At 42.0% G+C, this 15,251-nt stretch carries 17 protein-coding genes; 14 read left to right on the top strand and 3 right to left on the bottom strand.

Features of this window, described 5'->3' with window-relative positions; genetic code table 11:
- Positions 1-167 precede the first annotated feature (167 nt).
- The 11 genes from IQ19_RS01165 to IQ19_RS01115 all read left to right on the top strand — a co-directional run bounded on the left by IQ19_RS01165 (position 168) and on the right by IQ19_RS01115 (position 10,225).
- A complete protein-coding gene (locus tag IQ19_RS01165; protein WP_144539084.1) occupies positions 168-1,253 on the top strand; it encodes an ABC transporter substrate-binding protein in 1,086 nt (361 codons plus the stop codon).
- 15 nt (positions 1,254-1,268) lie between these two features.
- A complete protein-coding gene (locus tag IQ19_RS01160) occupies positions 1,269-2,345 on the top strand; it encodes an ABC transporter ATP-binding protein (protein WP_144540027.1) in 1,077 nt (358 codons plus the stop codon).
- A gap of 6 nt (positions 2,346-2,351) precedes the next feature.
- Entirely contained in the window at positions 2,352-3,269 is a 918-nt protein-coding gene (locus IQ19_RS01155; protein ID WP_144539082.1) for an ABC transporter permease, read from the top strand.
- The gene (locus IQ19_RS01150; protein WP_144539080.1) at positions 3,266-4,066 is read left to right on the top strand and encodes an ABC transporter permease; all 801 of its coding nucleotides are present in this window, start codon (positions 3,266-3,268) and stop codon (positions 4,064-4,066) included. Before IQ19_RS01155 ends, IQ19_RS01150 begins: the two co-directional genes overlap by 4 nt.
- 16 nt (positions 4,067-4,082) lie before the next feature.
- A complete protein-coding gene (locus IQ19_RS01145) occupies positions 4,083-4,406 on the top strand; it encodes a (2Fe-2S)-binding protein (RefSeq protein ID WP_144539079.1) in 324 nt (107 codons plus the stop codon).
- The gene (locus tag IQ19_RS01140) at positions 4,396-5,475 is read left to right on the top strand and encodes an NAD(P)/FAD-dependent oxidoreductase (protein ID WP_144539076.1); all 1,080 of its coding nucleotides are present in this window, start codon (positions 4,396-4,398) and stop codon (positions 5,473-5,475) included. Before IQ19_RS01145 ends, IQ19_RS01140 begins: the two co-directional genes overlap by 11 nt.
- 25 nt (positions 5,476-5,500) lie before the next feature.
- Positions 5,501-5,839 carry a (2Fe-2S)-binding protein gene (locus IQ19_RS01135; protein ID WP_242020847.1) on the top strand — a complete coding sequence of 113 codons (339 nt, stop codon included), beginning with the start codon at positions 5,501-5,503 and terminating at the stop codon, positions 5,837-5,839.
- Positions 5,840-6,913: an NAD(P)/FAD-dependent oxidoreductase gene (locus tag IQ19_RS01130; protein WP_144539074.1), complete on the top strand. Its 1,074-nt coding sequence runs from the start codon at positions 5,840-5,842 to the stop codon at positions 6,911-6,913.
- Between the two features lie 138 nt (positions 6,914-7,051).
- On the top strand, positions 7,052-7,387 hold the full coding sequence (locus IQ19_RS01125) for a DUF1904 family protein (protein ID WP_144539072.1): 336 nt from the start codon (positions 7,052-7,054) through the stop codon (positions 7,385-7,387).
- Positions 7,388-7,650: 263 nt separating this feature from the next.
- On the top strand, positions 7,651-8,427 hold the full coding sequence (locus IQ19_RS01120; RefSeq protein ID WP_338422614.1) for an IclR family transcriptional regulator: 777 nt from the start codon (positions 7,651-7,653) through the stop codon (positions 8,425-8,427).
- Positions 8,428-8,584: 157 nt separating this feature from the next.
- Positions 8,585-10,225: a thiamine pyrophosphate-dependent enzyme gene (locus IQ19_RS01115; protein WP_144539068.1), complete on the top strand. Its 1,641-nt coding sequence runs from the start codon at positions 8,585-8,587 to the stop codon at positions 10,223-10,225.
- Positions 10,226-10,308: 83 nt separating this feature from the next.
- Here IQ19_RS01115 and IQ19_RS27960 read toward each other — a convergent pair whose 3' ends face one another.
- A complete protein-coding gene (locus tag IQ19_RS27960; protein WP_199749339.1) occupies positions 10,309-10,467 on the bottom strand; it encodes a hypothetical protein in 159 nt (52 codons plus the stop codon).
- Between the two features lie 303 nt (positions 10,468-10,770).
- Positions 10,771-11,001, bottom strand: a complete 231-nt coding sequence (locus IQ19_RS28290) for a TetR/AcrR family transcriptional regulator C-terminal domain-containing protein (RefSeq protein WP_277875266.1) — start codon at positions 10,999-11,001, stop codon at positions 10,771-10,773.
- Positions 11,002-11,269: 268 nt separating this feature from the next.
- Here IQ19_RS28290 and IQ19_RS28285 point away from each other — a divergent pair, with 268 nt between their 5' ends.
- A complete protein-coding gene (locus IQ19_RS28285; protein ID WP_338422625.1) occupies positions 11,270-11,467 on the top strand; it encodes an isochorismatase family protein in 198 nt (65 codons plus the stop codon).
- Positions 11,468-11,486: 19 nt separating this feature from the next.
- On the opposite strand, the gene IQ19_RS01100 is transcribed toward IQ19_RS28285, so the two are convergent.
- Positions 11,487-12,107, bottom strand: a complete 621-nt coding sequence (locus IQ19_RS01100; RefSeq protein WP_144539066.1) for an NAD(P)-dependent oxidoreductase — start codon at positions 12,105-12,107, stop codon at positions 11,487-11,489.
- Between the two features lie 405 nt (positions 12,108-12,512).
- On the opposite strand from IQ19_RS01100, the gene IQ19_RS01095 reads away from it, so the two are divergent.
- Positions 12,513-13,688, top strand: coding sequence for an LL-diaminopimelate aminotransferase (locus IQ19_RS01095; protein WP_144539064.1), 1,176 nt, complete (start codon positions 12,513-12,515; stop codon positions 13,686-13,688).
- 28 nt (positions 13,689-13,716) lie between these two features.
- Positions 13,717-15,198: an aldehyde dehydrogenase family protein gene (locus IQ19_RS01090; protein WP_144539062.1), complete on the top strand. Its 1,482-nt coding sequence runs from the start codon at positions 13,717-13,719 to the stop codon at positions 15,196-15,198.
- Positions 15,199-15,251 lie beyond the last annotated feature (53 nt).

Genomic DNA, 15,251 nt, shown 5'->3' with positions numbered 1-15,251 from the left:
AATATTATATTTTAATATAAGAATACTGAAAATTTGTAATAATCAATTTAATAGATTTATTGCATTTAAAGAAAGGGGGGAATTCATTAAACTGATCAATCTTCAGCTTAGATCAACTCCTTTTGTGCAGGTATGAAACACTTAAATTGACGAGGGGGAAAATGAGAATGAAAAGAAAAGCGTCACTAATACTATTGCTTTGTTTATTACTTGTTATTGCGGCCGGATGCAGCGGCCAAACTGGAAGTTCAACAGATGAAGGATCAGGAAAAAGTCCTGAAAAAACCCTTGTTTTAGCAGCATATGGAGGAAGCTATGAGCAGAAGATGAAAGAGGTTCTAATACCAAAATTTGAAAAAGAAAATGGGGTAAAGGTTAAGTATATTACAGGAAGTTCTGTTGATACACTATCGAAGCTTCAGGCGCAAAAGGACAATCCGCAAATTGATGTTGCCTTTTTGGATGATGGTCCGCAAGCACAGGCAAAAGCTTTTGGATTGCTGGCACCATTAGATGAGAGTGTTGTTACAAATCTAGCAAATGTATACGATATTGCGAAAGATAAAGACAATGTGGGTGTTGGGTTCGGAATCATTTCAACCGGATTGGCCTATAACAAAGAAGTCTTTGAACAGAATGGCTGGGAGCCGCTGACATCGTGGAATGATCTCGCAGACCCGAAATTCAAAGGGAAGCTTGTACTGCCTTCCATTGCGAATACTTATGGCGTCCATTTCCTTCTCATGACGGCTATCGCGAACGGAGGCAGTGAGGAAAACATTGAACCAGGCTTTGAAAAGCTTAAAGAAATTGCCGAAAATGCAGTGACATTTGATAAAACAGCAGACGTATCCAACTACTTCATGCAAGGCCAGACAGTAGCAAGTGCATGGGGAAGCAGCCGTGTGTTCACCCTTCAGGATACTGGATTCCCGATTGAGTATGTTATCCCTGAAGAAGGTGTTCCTGCTTTAATGCCGACAGTTAGTGTGGTAAAGGATGCGCCCAATGCAGAACTTGCCCAGGAATTTGTTAATTTTGTTCTGGATGAGGAAGCACAGCTTTTATTTGCCAACTCTCTTTTTGACGGCCCGGTTAATAAGAACGTGAAGCTTGAGGGAGATATTGTGGATAAGGTTGTTTATGGAGAAGATGAAATTGCGAAATTAATCAAAGTGAATTGGGAAGTAGTCAATGCAAAACGAGCTGAATGGACAGAGCGGGCTAATAAAGAAATAGAAGTAGCCCATTAAGGAAGAGGTGAAATGATGAGCTACTTAAGCCTTGAAAATGTGGTTAAGACTTTTAATAAAACAGAAGTCGTAAAAAAGCTGAGCCTTGAGATTCAAAAAGGGGAGCTGGTCTCCTTTTTAGGGCCATCAGGCTGCGGCAAAACGACGACATTAAACATGGTAGCCGGATTTCTGGAAGTGGATGGCGGGAAGATTGAGGTGGACGGCAAGCCCGTTCACCTGCTTCCTCCTAATAAAAGAGAAATGGGCATGGTGTTTCAGAACTACGCATTATTTCCGCATATGACTGTTTTTGAAAATGTGGCCTACGGGCTGAAGCTGCGCAAGGTGCCTAAAAATGAGATCAATACGCGGGTACTTGAAGCCCTGGAGATGGTCCGATTGTCCGGATATGAGAAGCGCTATCCAAAGGAGCTTTCCGGGGGACAGCAGCAGCGGGTTTCGCTTGCAAGGGCACTTGTCATCAAACCGAAAGTGCTTCTCCTTGATGAACCCTTGAGCAATCTTGATGCAAAGCTGCGCCAGGAAATGCGTGAAGAAATCGTCGATATTCAGAAGCAAGTCGGCATTACGACGATTTTTGTTACTCATGACCAGGAGGAAGCATTGGCGATATCAGACCGTATCGCTGTCATGTATGAGGGAAGGATTGAACAGGTGGATGATCCTGCTACCATCTATAATCATCCGAAGACAGACTTTGTGTCCCAGTTTATTGGAGAAGTGAATCACATTCAGGGAAAAGTGGTGGAAACCTATGATAATAAAAAATGCAAGATGCACTTTTTCGGCAATGAACAGATTGTTTCCATACCATCAGCAAAGAATTCGGAGGTTCACTTTTTCATTAGGCCTGAAAAAATTCAAATCTCGTTAGGTGTGTCAAATGAAAGAAACGAGGCCTTCCAAACGAAAGTTGAAAGGAAAATGTTTCTGGGTGCCAAGACTCGATATATTTTAAGAATACAGGATAAGCATCTTGTTGCTGATATATCCAATACTGTCTTGAATCCGTCCCAGATAAAAGAAGGAAACAGTGTCTATACGTATTGGAATCCGGAGGATCTGCTGCCTTCAAGAATGGTGAGGTGAGAATGAATGCAAGCCGGAATTGGAACGGAACATGATTTATTGCTTCAGCAGAAGAAAAAGAATTTAAATAGGAAACGGGTTGATACTTGGCTGCTGTTGATTCCAACCCTCGGAATCTTTATCTTTTTCTTCTTGCTTCCTTTGTTTTTCCTGTTTATTACAAGCTTTAAAACTTTTGATGCCAGCACTGGGATTGGGAATGAGTGGACGCTTCAGAACTACATAAAGTTCATGTCAGATCCATTTTACTTGGGAGTTGTCTGGCGGACTGTTAAAATCGCGCTTTTAACCACATTGATCACTATCATTATTTCATATCCGGTAGCTTTTCAGATTTCAAGGTCAAAGGGGAGGGCAAGGAATTACTTAACCTTGCTTGTGCTGTCCCCTCTCTTGATCAGCATGGTTATCCGCTGCTATGGATGGGTCATTTTGCTTAACAATAATGGGGTGGTCAATAATACTCTTTTAAAGCTGGGCTGGATTGATCAGCCGCTAACCCTCTTGTACACCGAACTAGGTGTCGTTATTGGCATGGTACATGTTCTTTTTCCATACATGGTGCTAAGCATCATGGGGTCTCTTGAAAAAATTGATCATTCCGTCATCAGAGCCTCGCAAAATCTCGGGGCCAGCTCCTTCAGAACCTTCTTTTCCATCCTGCTTCCGCTAACCTTGCCAGGCGTTTTTGCAGGATCTGTTATGGTATTCAGTTTAAGCGTCAGTTCATTTGTCACACCGGCCATTTTAGGAGGCCCACAGGTAAAGGTCATGTCCTACTTAACATATGAACAGGTTGCTGTCATGCTGAACTGGCCGTATGGAGGGGCCATTGGGTTCCTATTAATCCTGATTGCAACGATTACGATTATCGCCTACAGCAAAATACTTGCCAGGTCTGAAAAGGGAGTGGCGATACAATGAGAAAGAACTTGCCGAAATTTTTCTTTAACTTTGTTTGCTTTTTAGTGTATGTCTTCTTGCTGGCACCAATTGTGGTTGTATTGCTGTCTTCCTTAACAACAACAGAATATATTGTTTTCCCTCCAAAAGGACTGACCCTCAGATGGTATACCGAACTTATCGAACATCCGGAATTCATGCAGTCTTTTACCCTGAGTATTATTGTGGCATTCGGAACAGCAGCCATTTCCACTGCTATTGGGACACTGGCATCGATTGCGGTTGTCCGGCGCCAGTTTAAAGGGAAAACAGCGATCGTTCAATTAGTGGGATCTCCGCTATTGATTCCATCGGTCGTGTTTGGGGTTGCCCTTTTGCAGTTTTACTCGTGGATTGGGCTGGCTGCGAGCCCGCTGGCATTAATCCTGGGGCATATCATTTTAACCGTTCCCTTTGTAATGCGTCTCGTGGTTGCTAGTTTAGTAGGGTTTGACCGTTCGATTGAACAGGCGGCCTTGAACCTTGGAGCAGGGCCTATAAAGGTTTTCTATCAAATTACCCTGCCGATTATTAAATCAGGTGTCATAGCGGGTGCTATTTTTGCCTTTATTACCTCCTTCGATGATTTAACAGTCGCTTTATTTATTGTCAGCACCGACGTTGTAACACTGCCGGTGCGCATCTATACTTACATGCAATATCAGTATGACCCGATCATAACATCTGTATCGAGCATTATGATTCTATTTACAGTTATCCTAATGCTAGTGATTGAAAGAATACTTGGGGTAGGGAAAGTGTTTTCCTCCAAAAATTAACGAAGAGGTGGCTTATATGCATATAGAGAATCATCCCATCCTCGGGAAGCAGCTTCAAGAGCCTGTAACCTTTTACTTCAATGATCAGCCGTATAAAGCCTATACGCAGCAGTCGGTTGCAGCTGCTTTAATGGCTAATGGAGTAAAGAAATTTGGATTAAGCCGTAAGCTGGTGCAATCAAGAGGCCTTTTTTGCTCGCGCGGGCGATGCTGCAGCTGCTATATGACGGTTAACGGTGAAGATCATGTACGGACTTGCATGACAAAGGTTGAAGAAGGAATGAGCGTATATCCAAATCTGGAAGACCCCGAGGTAAGGAGGGAAAAGCATGGAGACTGACGTTCTCATAATAGGCGGAGGACCGGCAGGCCTTGCAGCGGCGATTGAAACTGCTACAAGAGGATTGGATGTCACGATTGTCGATGAATCATCCTCTCTTGGCGGCCAGCTATGCCAGCAAACGCAGCTTATCAGGCCGCTGCCTTCCGTCTATCAGCCGATGCGGGGGTTTGAATTGGCTAAGGTTTTAACAGAGCAAATCAATGATTTTACAGTAGGCACGCTTTTAAATCATCGTGTTATCGGGCTGTATGCAGATGGAAGTGTGGGCCTTTCAGATGAGGAAAAGGTGTTTCCTGTTAAAGCAAAAAAGATCGTCGTGGCCACTGGTGCTGCTGAACAGGCAGTGGCTTTTCCAAAATGGACGCTTCCGGGAATTATAACGATCGGTGCCGCCCAAACTCTGGTAAACCGGGATTTTGTGATGCCAGGGAAGGAAGCAGTGATTGTGGGTTCAAGCGATTTTGCCCTGGATGTTGCAAGCCAGCTATTGGAGGTTGGCGTGGAGGTTAAAGGAATCGTTGAGAAAAACCCTGCGGCAGCTGCAAGAGAGAAGGAAAAAACAGATGCGTTAATAGGAAGAGGTATTCCTTTTTATTTTAATAGTTTTATAAAAGAGGCAAGAGGTAATGGACAGGTGGAGGAAATCGATATTGAAGTGAACGGAGAGATCTTAACGGTCTCTGCGGATGTTGTATGCATCGATGGTGGAAGATCGCCAATACTTGATTCGTTTTACCAGCTTGGCTGTTCGTTTGGCTACCAGAAAGAGCTGGGAGGATGGATCCCCCAATATAATCGTCAGTTTAAAACAGACAGGGAAAATGTATTTTTAGCCGGAAATGCGGCGGGCATTAGCCAACAGGGTGCATTGCTTCTCACAGGCATGATTGCCGGAATCAGTATATGTGAAGATTTACAGACAATCAGGAGTGGAGAGGCAGAGGAAATCCGAGATGCATTGTGGGAAGAGCTCAAGCTTTCAGAGTATAAAGATGTGTGGGAAGGAAGAACAAAACACATAGAAAAATTTTCCTCCCCGGTGCTGAAGGATCAGTTTATCTCTTAGTTTAATAGAAAAAAGAGACTAGAAGGTGAATAAGTTGGATAAAACAACGATCATATGTCGATGTGAAGAAATCAGCTATGAAGAGGTTGAAGAAGTCATTGAGCATGGGGGCAGAACCTTTGATGACGTTAAAAGGCTGACTCGATGCGGAATGGGTCCCTGCCAGGCAAAGATCTGTACGGGACTGGTGGCAAACATTATTCATGAGCATACAGCCTTGCCCCTTTCGGAGATTCCTTTGCAAAGGATGCGGATGCCGCTATCTCCGATTAAGCTTGAAATACTGGCAACAAACAGCACAGCCTTTTCCGCCGTCAAATCGGTGCTGGATGAGGTGGAAATAGAGGACGGGAAGGTGAGATGAGTGGAAACAAGCTATGAAACGATTGTGATTGGAGGAGGCGTAGTAGGCAACGGGATTGCCTTTCATCTTTCAGAACGATACAAAGAGGGCGTGCTTGTGCTCGATAAAAAATACCCCATGTCAGGCACTTCCGGATCTACCCAGGCCTGGGTTTGGGTACATAATAAGACCCCTTCCTGGTATGCGGAATTCAATATGTACAGCGCTGAACTTTATCCATATTTGTCTAAAAAAATAGGTGATGTTGAATACAAGCGCACTGGAGGACTTTCGCCATTTTTCAATGAAAGCGACCGGGAAAAAGCAAAGCAGCTTGCTGAATCCTACCGTAAAATCGGCATAAAAATTAAGGTGTTATCAAGGGAAAAGGTCCTTGAAAAAGAACCCTTCATGAACCCTGAAGTCGCTGGAGCCACATACAGCTCCATTGATGGCAATGTAAATCCCTTCCGGCTGATTGATATGTATATGAGAGCTTCCAAAAAAAATGGAGTGCATTATTCAACATACAATAAAGTAACTGAGATTCAGAAGCAGGATGGTAAATATATTGTTGTTTCTGATCAAGCCACATATGTTTGCAAAAACCTCATCCTGGCTGGCGGAACCTGGTCACGGGAATTAGGGGAAATGCTTGGGATTAAGATTCCGGTCAATCAGTTAAGAGGGCAGATCCTTGTATCCGAACCATTGAAGCCATTCTTGAATTTTACAATCAGCGGGCTAAGGCAGGCGAACAATGGTGAAGTGCTAATGGGATACTCCATGGAGCAGGCAGGGTTTAACCGAGCGACAACGCTCGATGTTATCCAGGAAACTGCTAATATGGCAGTTCGCTATGTTCCTGCATTAGGAAAAGCCAAAATTGTTCGTGCCTTCTCCGGGATTCGCGCCATGCCTGAAGACGGCTTTCCGATCCTCGGGAAAGTGCCCGGTTTTGAAAACCTTTATGTGGCAGCCACCCATAGCGGTGTGACACTATCCCCTTTAATAGGGACACTTATAACTGAATTGATCTTGGATGGGGAAACATCTATCCCGATAGACCGGTATTCATTGAGCAGGTTTGGTTAGGATGGAAGATATTATTAAATTATAATATTATATCTTTAGATGATAAGTTAAGGGAATGCAACTCGCTGAAAGTAGGAAGAATTGATATAAATGCTTTCCTTTAACAAAGCTAAATTGTCACAACTTGGAGGAAATAAAATGCCACATTTATTCTTAAGGGGAATTTCAGTTGATCAGACAAAAGAAATAAGTGTCCCTCTAATAAAAGAGTTAGCAGAATTATGTGCCTGCGGAGAAGAAAACTTCACTTTGGAAGTAGTACAATCAACTTTCGTGTTTAACCAAAATGAAGTGCCAGCTTATCCATTTATAGAAGTAAAGTGGTTCGATAGGGGAAAAGATATTCAAAACCAATTTGCGAAGGCTGTTACGAAACATGTCCAGTCACTTGGTGTTCCAGAAATAGAAGTAGCATTTACTGCATTTTTGGAGGCTGACTATTATTTAAATGGGAAGAGTTTTGCGGAAGAATAAACACCTAAATAAGTATATAAGAGACCTTGTTATTCTGGCTGAAGAATTAAACAAGGTCTTTTTTTATATAGATTAAACAATCTATTTGGCTCTATTAAAAATAGTATTTCAATAAATAGTTTATAATTTTATAAAAATTCTGTTAATTATATTGATTTTTTTAAAATTTGCCATTATGCTTACTTAAGGAATATAAAATAAAATGTCATTTCAATATGCGAAACGTAAAAGTGTTACGTTATAACCGCCTGAATGAAAGAAGGATGAATGACGTGAATCAGAGTGTTACGAAAGCATTAAAATTACTAACTCTTTTCTCTGAGAAAAGGCCCGAGATATCCCTTCAAGAAATTTATGAAATGACTGGAATGCCAAAGGCCACTGCCTATCGTCTGCTTGCTTCTCTTGAAGAGGGGGGATTCCTGCGCAAAATTAAAAAATCAGAACATGATATACGCTACCGTCTGGGTCTCAAGCTTCTTGAATTAGGTAACCTTGTCAGCGAGGACTTGGAACTTCGGCAGGCGGCATTTGATCATATGAAAGCTTTATGCAAAGAGATCAATGAAGTCGTCCACCTTTCAGTTTGCGAGGGAGAAGAGGCAATCTATATCGAAAAGGTAGAAAGCAACCAGGCCATAAGACTTTATACGAGAGTTGGCAAAAGAATGCCTTTATTCGCTGGTTCAGGCCCAAAGCTCTTACTGGCTTTCCTCCCAAAAACGAGGCAAAAAGAAATTATCAGCCGGATGAAATTCGAAGAATTCACACCTTATACGATCACCAATGAAAAAAAGTTATACCAGGAACTCGAGACTATTAGACAACAAGGCTTTGCTGAGAGTTTAGGTGAACAGGATCCTGATACAGTAGGCTTCTCCTTTCCTATTCGGGACTTCTCCGGAGAGGTAGTTGGAGCTCTTGGCGTAACGGGTCCAAGCATGCGGTTTTCAGATGGAAGAAGAAGTGAAATTCTTGAAAAAACACAAAAAGCCGCTCAGGCTATATCCGAGGACTTAGGCTTTAGGGGATTTTTATGAATAGGACAGTCATATTTAACTAAACTTCTTTATATAATGAAATGTCATTTCAGTATGTGAAAAGAGCCTAAAAATTACTGCTTCAATTATGGACAGAAAAAAATGGATCATCAATCTGATATCTTAATAGGTTTCCAATTGAAAGGTGGAGTTTGTAATGGTGAAAATGACGAGTGCTCAAGCTATTGTTGAATGTATGAAGCGTGAAAATGTCAAGCATGTATTTTGTGTACCCGGGGAAAGCTACCTGCCATTAATGGATGCAATCTATGAAGAAAAAGATATAGAGTTAATCTCAAACCGCCATGAAGGTGGAGCAGCATTTATGGCTGAGGGTTATGGGAAAACATCGAATAAGCCTGCAGTTGTGATGGCCACCCGGGGGGTTGGAGCAGCCAACCTTTCTATTGGAATTCATACAGCTTATCAGGATTCCACTCCAATGGTGATTTTTCTTGGGCAGGTTCATACAAAATTTCGAGGGCGTGAAGGCTTTCAGGAAATGGAGCTTGATCGTTTTCTCGAGCAGGTAACCAAATGGGGAGTGGAAATTCGAGATCCGGAACGGACACCTGAGCTTGTTCAGAGGGCCTTTAGGATTGCACAGACAGGACGCCCTGGACCTGTGGTTGTATCACTGCCAGAAGACGTGCTGCCTAAGGTGGCTGACATGAATTTCGCAGCTGGCACTCAGGTCCCAAAGCCGGCTCTTTCAAAAGAACAAACCGAAGAGATTTTATTTTATTTAAAGAAGGCTGAACGTCCGGTAATCATTGCCGGAGGCGGGGTTAAGTTATCTGATGGTGAAGAGGCGCTGCAATCTTTTATTGAAAAAACAAACATCCCTGTCGTCGCTTCATTCAGGAGGCATGATGTACTGTCTAATGATCATCCCATGTATTGTGGGCAATTAGGTTTAGGTACACCTTCTTCTCAGATTGAAACCGTCCGCCAAGCTGATGTGATCCTTGCAGTTGGAACCAGGCTCTCCGAAGTCACTACACAGGATTATTCCTTAATAAACCCGGAACAAACGTTAATTCACCTTGATATTGAAGCAAATGTCCTTGGCAAAGTCTATCCTCCAGCTCTTGGGCTTGTTGCGGATGCTAAAACAGCTTTTGACTCTCTTAATAAAGAAGTGGAAGTGTGGGATTCTTCTCGCTGGTCATCATGGACTAAAGAGCGAAAAGAGGTATTTATTCAATCATCACGAATGGATGAGATTGAGGAAGCCCCTTGGTCAATCGGCTATAAAGAAGTGATTCAGGCATTTAATGAGCTTTGTCCAAAAGAGGCTATTATTACGAATGATGCAGGGAACTTTGCTACCTGGCTGCAAAATTTCCATAGCTTTACAGGCAAAAAATCTTACGCAGCTCCTACATCGGGAGCAATGGGCTATGGATTTCCCGCTGGTGTTGGAGCGAAGATAGCATATCCTGAACGGCCGGTGGTTGTCTTTGCAGGAGATGGCGGGTTCATGATGACCCTGCAGGAAATTGAAACGGCAGTACGAAATCATATACCCGTTATTGTCCTTTTATTTAATAATTCCTCTTATGGAACCATTCGGATGCATCAGGAAAGAGTGTATCCTGATCGTGTGATCGGAACCGAACTTTCAGATGTTAACTATACGAAGCTGGCTGAAGCAATGGGGGCCATTGGCGTTACTGCAGATTCAGCTGAGAGTTTCCGTTCAGCTTTTAAGGAAGCTCTTAGAGAAAATGAACGGCCAATCATTATAGAAATGAAAATGAATCCAAAACAGGTTTCAATCGGAATGATCTTGTAGGACTTTTGCGGCTGCCCCATCAATTGGGACAGCCGCGTTTTTACGAAAAGCGTAATTCCCAGAAGTCATCCACTCCCGGTTTTTCAATCTTTCATTGCTCCTGCCTCTCTGGAAGTCATTGCACCTTGTCCTTCGCTTACATCTTTTTGAATTTCTTGTTTTACTTTTTGTGCATCAGTTCCGGAAAATTGTGGTTTCATAATAGAACCCAAATTCTCTTTAGCTTGTTGATCCTGTTGCATACAAATCCTCCTCAATTTATTGCTTTAACAATCATATTATTTACAAAAAAACACTCGTTATATCCCGAGGATTCGAGCGAATTTCACTTAAAGGGAGAGGTTTATGGAAAAGTTTTATTAAGAAACAACACCAGACCCAAAAACAGAATATTATTTACAGAAATTGACCCAAAAAAGAAAAACAGTATCATTAACATTATCTTAAGAATGATTTTTTAAATATAGTATTTAATTAGTCTTAACAAAAAAAACTTAAACCTTGTCTCTTTTACGTACAGAGGCAAGGTTTAAGTTTTTAGGTAGCTAAGAATTTTTTAATCCAAATAGTATAAGCTTCATTACATCAAGTGTTTCTTCTACAAGGTCATATTCACCATCGTCATGAAGGCACCAGTCATATAAAGAGCCTCTGACATTCCGAGTGACTAAATCAGTGATTCGATCGGGGGTTTGTCCCTTTTTAAACTCACCTGTTTCTTGTCCTTCCTGAATAATGCTTTGTACGATTTTAAAATATGGCCGATTTTTATCGATCAGGAATCGGCTTGTTTTTGGGTCGATGGCATTTATGTATATGGCGCGAGCTGGTATTTTAGGGGAAGCAGGAGATTTAAGTGGTTTTTCACACGGCAATTCTTTACTTCGGCATGCAGGACTGCATCTCGCTGAAGCAGCCCATTGCAGCAGGTAGAGTAAAGAACAGTGGAGCGATTGCCAAAAGCAGAAGCGACGTCAGCGCGGTCAAAAAAATGATGCCGAGTTTGCGCAGCTTGTTTATGCGGCAAGAGAGCACTCTGTTCCAATCATTTTTCTGCAGACGAATCATGAGAAGGCGACTGATGCCGAGGTTTGGCTTTCCCGCTTTCCGGATGGTGTCAACCCGATTTGCCAGACGGGGAGCTGGGGAGTGGAATTTTACGAAGTTGCACCGCAGCCGAATGACATCATTGTGAAGAAGCATCGTTACAGCGGGTTCGTTCATACTAGGCTGGCAATATGAAAGTAGTATAAGAATATTATTAGTAGGCGATACCTACACGCGATTTTATATAAACGCTTGCTTTTATCTGTTTAAAAGTAAATTCTGCTGTATCCGGTACGGATATTTCAGCTCCACCCTCCGGCAAAAAATTTCGGTCTATTCGATATTTACCTACCCTTTCACCATCCGGCAAGTACGTAGGACAGACAATCGTCCATTCGAGGGTTGATTGTTTGAGCATATCGTAAACTTTATGATGTTCTTTCGCTGCACGGGTTGACTTCTGCTTTGATTCACTTGATTGAAAACGCAGAGAATTTGGCGTGGTTCTACTTTGCAGGATACCCGCAGTTCCTATAGTTATTATTCGTTTTATACCTTCATTTTCCATTGCTTCGATAATAAGTGGCATACTTTCTGATAGAGTGGTTGTGCCATCAGTATTTAGTGCACTAATAACTACATCAATCCCATGCATTACATCTACGATATCATCTTTGTTTAAAACATTCCCTTGAACAATGGTTAAATTTTCATTATTTATTTGAATCTTTTCTGGAGTGCGAACTAATACAGTAACATGATGTCTGTCATGAAGGGCATAAGTAACTATTTGACTTCCAACTCGTCCAGTTGCACCTAAAATTAAAATATTCATAAGAATGAGGCTCCTTTTGTAAATACTAATATTTTACTATAAAAGTTATTTTATTGTCTTGTTCAACTAACTGGGTGCTTTCGTTTAATATCACAAATTAAGAATATGCCGAAAATATGCAAGTTTTTATTCATTTCTTGCATATTTTCGGCTTTTTACATTCAAAAAACATACTGCCATAACCAGCATTTTTTAATTGCCAAAAGCACTTTTTATATGTCTTAAATCATCAGCTTAACATTAATAAATTATTTAATTTGTAAAAATCATACGGAATATAAATGTAAATAGCTATTATTTTTGTTCAAATCAACCATAGTGATTTGCATGTAAAAGCAGTAAATTATAAATACAGAGTATGAATTTTCTGAATATATGAAAATTTATTGTTAGGCAGGTGAGTTTGTGAATTTTCAATCGAATAGAATTGGTCAAATCCCTCCTTATTTATTTGCAGAAATTAATAAGAAAAAGGAAAAAATGATGAAAGCTGGGGTAAATATCATCGATTTAGGGATTGGGGACCCGGATTTGCCAACGCCTAAACACATTATTGATAAGCTGGTTGAAGAGACGAAAGACCCCAAGAATTTAAAATATCCCAGCTTTGTAGGATGCACGGAGTTTAAACAAGCTGTTGCCAATTTCTATTGGAGGCAGTATCAAGTAAAGCTCGACCCGGATACGGAGGTGCTTGCATTAATTGGTTCAAAAGAGGGGATTGCCCACATAGTGCCAACCCTCATTGATCCTGGTGACTATGTGCTTGTTCCTGATCCGAGTTATCCTGTGTACCGGATGGCAACACTCCTGGCAAATGGGCAGTACTACAATATGCCAATGTTAAAGGAAACGGATTTTAAGCCTGATTTACATGCTATTCCAGCAAAAATCCTGAGTGAGGCAAAGCTTATGTTTTTGAATTATCCAGGGAATCCAACTTCTGCTACAGTTGATGTCGAATTCTTCAATGAGGCTGTGGAATTTTCCCGAAAGCATAATATACCGATTGCCCATGATTCGGCCTATAATATGGTCACTTTTGACGGCTATAAAGCACCGAGCATCCTGGAAGTCGAGGGGGCAAAGGATTTAGCTGTAGAATTCGGATCCCTATCAAAAACGTATAACATGACAGGGTTCAGAATCGGATATGTGGTTGGCAACAAGAATATTATTAAAGCGCTTTCAATTTATAAAAGCAATACGGACACAGGGCAGCTAACACCTATTCAAAAAGCAGCAGCGTTTGCATTAAACAGTGACCAAAGCTGTATTGCAAAGCATAACAAAATCTATAAGGAACGCAAGACTGTGATGCTGGAGGGGTTGAAAACCATAGGAGTGGAGGTCAGCCCGCCAAAAGGGAGTTTCTTCATATGGGCGCCTGTTCCAACCGGTTATACATCGGCTGGATTTGTCAGCAGCGTTATGGAGCAGACCGGTGTGATCCTGACACCCGGCAATGCTTTTGGCCCCTCAGGGGAAGGTTATTTCCGCATTTCTCTTTCCGTACCGAATGAAAGATTATACGAAGCTGTTAATAGAATAAAAGAAAAGTTGAAAATCGTGATCGCTTAAAAAAATATTCATATTTTGGAGGTCTATAATGAAAAAAGTCTTAAATTTTATAAACGGTGAATGGTGCGAATCATCAACTGGAAAATATGTTTCTGTTCTAAATCCAGCAACTGGCGAAGTCCTTGCTGAAGTAACCCAATCCTCTAAAGAGGAGGTTGATAGAGCAGTTGAAGCAGCAAAAGCTGCGCAGAAGTCCTGGCGGTTAGTGCCTGCGCCAGAGCGGGCCGAAATCCTCTATGAGGTTGCTTTTCTATTAAAGCAAAGAAAAGAAGAGCTGGCTCAGATCCTTACAAGTGAAATGGGAAAAGTCATTGACGAAGGCCGAGGAGAAGTGCAGGAAGCCATAGATATGGCTTATTACATGGCAGGGGAAGGACGCAGAATGTTTGGTGATACTGTCCCGTCTGAGCTCCGCAATAAATTTGCTATGAGTGTCCGGGTTCCAGTGGGAGTGGCAGGATTGATCACCCCTTGGAACTTTCCGATTGCGATTGCCTCCTGGAAGTCGCTTCCTGCTCTGGTTACCGGGAATGCGATTGTGTGGAAGCCTGCAACAGAAACGCCAATCCTTGCTGCTGAGTTTGTAAAGATTTATGAAGAGGCTGGACTTCCTAAAGGCCTTATTAATCTTGTGCACGGCTCGGGAAGCGTTGTCGGGAATGCGATGGTCGAGCATCCGGGCATCGATTTAATCTCATTTACAGGTTCCAATGAAGTAGGGAAAGATATTAATGGGAAAGCAGGCGCTCTTCTAAAGAGAACCTCGCTTGAAATGGGCGGTAAAAATGCCATCACCGTATTGAAGGATGGGGATCTTGATCTTGCGGCTGAAGGGATTCTTTGGGGGGCTTTTGGAACGAGCGGTCAAAGATGTACGGCAACAAGCCGTGTCCTTGTTCATGTGGATGTAAAGGAAGAATTGGAAGGAAAGCTTCTAGACCGTATAGGAGAATTAAAGCTGGGCAATGGCTTGGATGAAACCGTAAAAGTAGGGCCTGTCATCAATCGTTCCTCACTTGAGAGAATTGATGAGTATGTGAAAATTGGCCAGGAAGAAGGAGCAAAACTGCTTGCTGGCGGTAAAATCGCTGATGGTGAAGGGTTTGAGAACGGGAATTTCTACTTGCCTACCATTTTTACAGACGTAAAACCGGATATGAGAATTGCCATGGAAGAAATTTTTGGACCAGTTGTTTCGATCATACCTATTCAAAGTCTGGAAGAAGCCGTTGAAATTAATAACAAAGTAGAATTTGGCCTTTCCAGTGCCATCTATACAAAAAATATCAATCAGGCCTTCGAAGCCATGAGGGATCTGGATACTGGAATAGTCTACGTTAATGCAGGTACAACTGGAGCAGAAATCCACCTGCCTTTTGGCGGAACAAAAGGAACGGGCAATGGCCATCGAGATTCCGGGGTAGCGTCATTGGATGTTTATACAGAATGGAAATCCATTTATGTGGATTACAGCGGTAAATTGCAGAGAGCGCAAATTGATAACTATTAAAAATGTTTACAAGCAGATGGCCAAGAAAAAAGGAGTGCTGACCCCTGATCTTG

Source organism: Cytobacillus oceanisediminis, assembly GCF_007830235.1.
GTDB lineage: Bacteria > Bacillota > Bacilli > Bacillales > Cytobacillaceae > Cytobacillus > Cytobacillus oceanisediminis.
This window is presented reverse-complemented; position numbering and strand designations above follow the sequence as displayed.

Excerpts from the sequence above, each read along its gene's own strand:
- IQ19_RS01090 (WP_144539062.1), top strand. The coding sequence starts at position 13,717 with ATGAAAAAAGTCTTAAATTTTATAAACGGTGAATGGTGCGAATCATCA.
- IQ19_RS01100 (WP_144539066.1), bottom strand. The coding sequence starts at position 12,107 with ATGAATATTTTAATTTTAGGTGCAACTGGACGAGTTGGAAGTCAAATA.
- IQ19_RS01115 (WP_144539068.1), top strand. The coding sequence starts at position 8,585 with ATGGTGAAAATGACGAGTGCTCAAGCTATTGTTGAATGTATGAAGCGT.
- IQ19_RS01120 (WP_338422614.1), top strand. The coding sequence starts at position 7,651 with ATGAATGACGTGAATCAGAGTGTTACGAAAGCATTAAAATTACTAACT.
- IQ19_RS01145 (WP_144539079.1), top strand. The coding sequence starts at position 4,083 with ATGCATATAGAGAATCATCCCATCCTCGGGAAGCAGCTTCAAGAGCCT.
- IQ19_RS01155 (WP_144539082.1), top strand. The coding sequence starts at position 2,352 with ATGCAAGCCGGAATTGGAACGGAACATGATTTATTGCTTCAGCAGAAG.
- IQ19_RS01125 (WP_144539072.1), top strand. The coding sequence starts at position 7,052 with ATGCCACATTTATTCTTAAGGGGAATTTCAGTTGATCAGACAAAAGAA.
- IQ19_RS01160 (WP_144540027.1), top strand. The coding sequence starts at position 1,269 with ATGAGCTACTTAAGCCTTGAAAATGTGGTTAAGACTTTTAATAAAACA.
- IQ19_RS01165 (WP_144539084.1), top strand. The coding sequence starts at position 168 with ATGAAAAGAAAAGCGTCACTAATACTATTGCTTTGTTTATTACTTGTT.
- IQ19_RS27960 (WP_199749339.1), bottom strand. The coding sequence starts at position 10,467 with ATGCAACAGGATCAACAAGCTAAAGAGAATTTGGGTTCTATTATGAAA.
- IQ19_RS01150 (WP_144539080.1), top strand. The coding sequence starts at position 3,266 with ATGAGAAAGAACTTGCCGAAATTTTTCTTTAACTTTGTTTGCTTTTTA.
- IQ19_RS01140 (WP_144539076.1), top strand. The coding sequence starts at position 4,396 with ATGGAGACTGACGTTCTCATAATAGGCGGAGGACCGGCAGGCCTTGCA.